Below are 798 nucleotides of genomic sequence, written 5' to 3'. Positions count from 1 at the left end.
TTGTTGGAAGAGGAGCTGGAGCATCTAGGCATTGGTGTGCGCGAGGCGGAAAAACTGCTGTTGCCGCGCTACAATGTCTATATGCTCGATGAATTGCTGGCGCCCATTGGCATTGGTGATGTGCGTATCAACCATATGGTACATTATCTGCAGAGTAAGCTGAACAAACCCAGCGTCGAAGAGGAAGACAAGAAGGCGTTGCGCCAGCTGACGCAGAAAACCCCAAAAATCCAGCCGGTGCCGCACAACCGCGATAACGGCCGGGTGGTGGTAGAGGAAGGGGTATGGAACTTGATGCACCATATCGCCAGCTGCTGCCAGCCGATCCCGGGGGACGATATCACCAGTTTTATCACCCAGGGACGCGTCATTTCCATTCATCGCGCCGATTGCGAGCAACTGGCAGATCTGCAGGCCAACGCGCCTGAACGCATTATGGACGCGGTATGGGGCGATAGCTACTCCAGCGGGTATTCGCTAGTTGTCAGAGTGACTGCCAGCGACCGCGGCGGCCTGCTGCGCGATATCATCACCATTCTCGCAAGCGAGAATGTCAACGTATTGCAGGTTGCCATCCATAGCAGCGATGTGAAAAAACAGCTGGCCACCATTGATATGGATATCGAGATCTATAACCAGAAGGTGCTGGGCCGGGTGTTGTCGAAACTCAACCAACTGCCAGACGTCATTAACGCCCGCCGTCTGTACAGCAACTGACCCGTCAAAAGACGCTCTATATCTGAACCGCATGCCGCAACAGCGCTGTACCGGCTGTTAATCATCATAACCTATCTGCTC

At 54.1% G+C, this 798-nt stretch carries 1 protein-coding gene; it reads left to right on the top strand.

The window, feature by feature from the left end; all coding sequences use genetic code 11:
- A partial coding sequence (locus BG74_RS16800; protein ID WP_244267309.1) for an ACT domain-containing protein occupies positions 1–717 on the top strand: 717 nt, incomplete at its 5' end.
- Between the last annotated feature and the right edge of the window lie 81 nt (positions 718–798).

Origin of the sequence: Sodalis-like endosymbiont of Proechinophthirus fluctus, from assembly GCF_001602625.1 — a bacterium.
GTDB lineage: Bacteria > Pseudomonadota > Gammaproteobacteria > Enterobacterales > Enterobacteriaceae.
The sequence above is the reverse complement of the archived record's forward strand: the minus strand, read 5'-3'. Positions and strand labels throughout refer to the sequence as shown.